2 protein-coding genes are annotated in these 4,371 nt (G+C 75.5%); both read right to left on the minus strand.

The annotated features are described in order from the left end of the window. Positions 1-142 precede the first annotated feature (142 nt). Complete coding sequence (locus N866_RS22480; RefSeq protein ID WP_052023187.1) at positions 143-1,093, minus strand: ComEA family DNA-binding protein; 951 nt, start codon at positions 1,091-1,093, stop codon at positions 143-145. 143 nt (positions 1,094-1,236) lie between these two features. Continuing rightward, positions 1,237-4,149, minus strand: coding sequence for a leucine--tRNA ligase (gene leuS, locus N866_RS16715; RefSeq protein ID WP_034228576.1), 2,913 nt, complete (start codon positions 4,147-4,149; stop codon positions 1,237-1,239). Positions 4,150-4,371 lie beyond the last annotated feature (222 nt).

Consider the following 4,371-nt stretch of genomic DNA (forward strand, 5'->3'; position numbering starts at 1 on the left):
AGCGCCCCGGCCGCGGCGGCGAGCGCGAGGCAGGCCGTGAGGGCCGCCGCGCCGCCCACGCCCAGCCCGACCGCCACCCCGCTGACCGCCCAGACCAGCAGGGCGGCCGGCACGAGACGCAGGTCGGTGCCCTGTGCGACGGTCACGCGGTCACCAGGTCGCGCAGCTCCGCCAGGAGGGAGGGACCGACACCGCGGACCGCCTGCAGCGCGTCGACGGAGGCGAACGGACCGTGCTCGTCCCGGTGGGCGACGATCCGCTCGGCGAGCACGGGACCGATGCCGGGCAGCGCCTCCAGCTCCGCCGCGGTGGCCCCGTTGAGGTCCACCCGGGCGGTCGGACCGCCCGGCGACGCCCCGGGTCCGCCGTCCCCACCCTCCTCGCCACCACCGGGAGCGGCCTCCGGGGCCTCCTCGCCCGGGCGCGGGACGAGCACCTGCTCCCCGTCGACGACGGGACGGGCGAGGTTCAGACCGGAGAGGTCGGCGTCCGGCGTCGCGCCGCCCGCCGCGGTGACGGCGTCCACGACGCGCGCCCCGGCCGCCAGCTCGACGACCCCCGGGGCGTGGACCTGGCCGACGACGTGCACCACGACGACGTCGGCCGGGCCCTGCGCCTCTCCCGTCCCGGACGGCTCCCCCGCCGCCCCCGTCCCACCCGCTGCCTCCCCCGCGACGCCCTCGACCCACCCGTCGCCAGGGACTGCCGGCGTCGGCGGCCCGGGGACGACGGGCTCGCCCACCACGACGGTGCTCGGCGCCCCGACGAGGGTGTGGGCGACCACGCCCAGCCCGAGCAGGGCCAGGGCGGACGCCACGACGACGGCCGTGCGCGCCGTCGTCCCCCAGCGGAGCGGGCCCGTCGACGTCTCGTGCACGAGGGGGTGCCCGTAGGTGGCGGCGTACGCCGACGTGGCGGCCGCGAGCGCCCGCCGACGGACGGCAGCCGCCTCGCCGCCGACGAACGGGGTCGAGGTCGGTGCCGACGTCGGGGCCGCCGGGACCTCCTCGCCCGCCGAGGGGGCGTCCCGCGCCGCCGGCGGACCGGCCGTGAGACCGGCCAGGCGCTCCTGCGGGCTGCGGTCGGTCGGCACGTCCGGACGCTAGGGCGGCCCGCCCGGTCGGGACGACGCCGGGCCGCCACCCCTGGGGACGACGGCCCGGTGGACGGGGCTGGGGACCGACCGGTCCCCCGCAGGAGCTCCCACAGGCGCCCAGCCCCCGGCGGAGCCTGCGCTCAGACGGGGACGATGTTGACCAGGCGGGGAGCCCGGACCACGACGGTCCGCACGTCGCGACCGGCGAGGGCACGCTGGGCCCCGGCGGTGGCGAGGGCCCGCTCGCGCAGGTCGTGCTCGGCGATGTCGGCGGGCACCTCGAGCCGGTCCCGGACCTTGCCCTGGACCTGCACCACGCAGGTCACCGTCTCCTCGACCAGGTACGCCGGGTCGGCCTCGGGGAACGGCTCCCGGGCGAGGCTGGACGCGTGCCCCAGGCGGGACCACAGCTCCTCGGCGATGTGCGGGGCGACCGGCGCCACCATGAGGACCAGCGCCTCCGCGACCGACCGAGGGACGGGCTGCAGGGACGTGAGGTGGTTGTTGAGGACGATGAGGCGGGCGATCGCGGTGTTGAACCGCATGCCCTCCATCTCCGTGCGGACGTCGGCGATCGTGCGGTGCAGGACGCGGCGCGTCGCCTCGTCCGGCTCGACGTCCGCGACGACCGTCTCCCCCGTCGCCTCGTCCACGACGTTGCGCCACAGCCGCTGCAGGAAGCGCTGCGACCCGACGACCGCCCGCGTCTCCCACGGGCGCGACAGGTCCAGCGGCCCCATCGACATCTCGTAGACGCGGAAGGTGTCGGCGCCGTACGCCTCGTACATGTCGTCCGGCGTCACGACGTTCTTCAGCGACTTGCCCATCTTCCCGTACTCGCGCTGCACCTCCTGGCCCTGCCAGGTGTAGCGCGCGACGCCGTCGGGACCCGTCTCCTCCTCGACCTCGGCCGCGGGAACGTACTGGCCGCGCTCGTCGGCGTACGCGTACGCCTGGACGTAGCCCTGGTTGAACAGCCGGTGGAACGGCTCGCGGCTCGAGACGTGGCCCAGGTCGTACAGCGCCTTGTGCCAGAAGCGCGCGTACAGCAGGTGCAGCACCGCGTGCTCGACGCCCCCCACGTACAGGTCGACGCCGCCCGCGGCGCCCACCGTCCCGTTGTGGCCCGCCCCCATCCAGTACCGCTCGAGGGCGGGGTCGACGACGACGTCGCGGCGGCCCGGGTCCAGGTAGTTGAGGTAGTACCAGCAGGACCCGGCCCAGTTGGGCATGGTGTTGGTGTCGCGCCGGTACTCCTTCGGCCCGTCGCCGAGGTCGAGGGTCACCCGGACCCAGTCCTCGTTGCGCCCCAGCGGGGGCTCGGGCGTGGAGTGGGCGTCCTGCGGGTCGTAGGTCCGGGGCGAGTAGTCCGGGACGTCCGGCAGGTCCACCGGCAGGTGGTCGGCGGGCAGGGCGACCGGCAGGTCGTGCTCGTCGTAGACGACGGGGAACGGCTCACCCCAGTAGCGCTGCCGGCTGAACAGCCAGTCGCGCAGCCGGTACGTGATCGTGCCCGTGCCGTAGCCCCGCTCCTCCAGCCAGGCGATGACGCGGCTCTTCGCGGCGGGCACGTCGAGGCCGTCCAGCGACAGCTCCTCGCTCGAGGAGCTCACCACGACGCCGTCGCCGGTCCACGCCCCCTCGTGGCCCTCGGGCGGCTGCACCGTGTGGACGACCGGCAGCTCGTACGCCTGCGCGAAGGCGAAGTCGCGCTCGTCGCCGCCGGGGACGGCCATGATCGCGCCCGTGCCGTAGCCCATGAGGACGTAGTCGGCGGTGAACACCGGGATGAGCTCGTGGTTGACCGGGTTGATCGCCAGGTGCCCGGTGAAGACGCCCGTCTTGCGCCCGGCGTCGGCCTGGCGCTCGACCGCGCTCTTCGCGGCCGCCTCCGCGCGGTAGGCCGCGACGGCAGCCGTGGGGTGGTCGTGGCCCCCGGTCCACACGCCGTGCGTCCCGTCGGGCCACTCCTGCGGCACCTCGTCCAGCAGCGGGTGCTCGGGGGCCACCACCATGAACGTGGCGCCGAACAGCGTGTCGGGGCGCGTCGTGAAGACCTCGACGGCCGCGCCGCCGATGACGTCGAACGTGACGCGCGCACCCTCGGAGCGGCCGATCCAGTTCCGCTGCATGGCGCGGACCTTCTCCGGCCAGTCGATGAGGTCCAGGTCGTCCGCCAGGCGGTCCGCGTAGGCGGTGATCCGCATGTTCCACTGGCGCAGGTTGCGCTTGAAGACCGGGTAGTTGCCGCGCTCGGAGCGACCGTCGACGGTCACCTCCTCGTTGGCCAGCACGGTGCCCAGGCCGGGGCACCAGTTGACCGGCGTCTCGGAGACGTAGGCCAGGCGCTGGGCGTCGACGACGCGACGTCGCTCGACGGCGTCCAGCTCGGCCCAGGTACGTCCGGCCCACTCCTCCGGCAGCGGCCGCGTGCCGGCGTCGTACGCCGCGACGAGCTCCGCGACCGGGCGGGCGCGCCCCCGGCCGCCGTCGGGCCGCTCCGCCTCCTCGTCGTACCAGGCGTCGAAGATCTGCAGGAAGATCCACTGGGTCCAGCGCACGTAGTCGCTGTCCGTGGTGGCGAAGGTGCGGCGCGGGTCGTGGGCCAGGCCCAGCCGCCGCAGCTGCCGGCGCATGTTCGCGATGTTCGCCTCGGTCGTCACCCGGGGGTGCTGGCCGGTCTGCACGGCGTACTGCTCGGCGGGCAGGCCGAACGCGTCGTACCCGAGCGCGTGCAGGACGTTGTCGCCGCACATCCGGCGGTGGCGCCCCACGACGTCCGTGGCGATGTAGCCGAGCGGGTGCCCCACGTGCAGCCCCGCGCCGGAGGGGTACGGGAACATGTCCATGATGAAGAAGGACGACCCGGCGCCGCTCCCGGGCCCGCCCGCGTCGTCCGGGGCGAGGTCACCGGTCGGGTTGGGCGTGTGGAAGGTGCCCTCGGCGTCCCACCTGTCCTGCCACCGCTGCTCGATCTGGGCTGCGAGCTCGGCGGTGTAGCGGAAGGGCGTCTCGGTCGGGCGGTCGGTACGGGCGGCGTCCTGCGTGGTCACCGCGCCAGGCTACTGCCGCAGGTGAGGGACGCGCGGACGGCTGCCCGTCCGCGGACCCGTCGCGCCCCTCGCTCCCCGTTCCCGACTCCGCGCACCTCACGGTGTCCTCGCGCGCCGACCGACTCGTACGCTCGCCCCATGGACGACGACGCCCCCGCCACGCCCCCCGACGCCGGCGTCCTCGCGGCCCGCGCCGCCGCCGCCCGGGCCCGTGCCGAGGCG

This window comes from Actinotalea ferrariae CF5-4 (assembly GCF_000603945.1).
Taxonomy (GTDB): Bacteria; Actinomycetota; Actinomycetes; order Actinomycetales; family Cellulomonadaceae; genus Actinotalea; species Actinotalea ferrariae.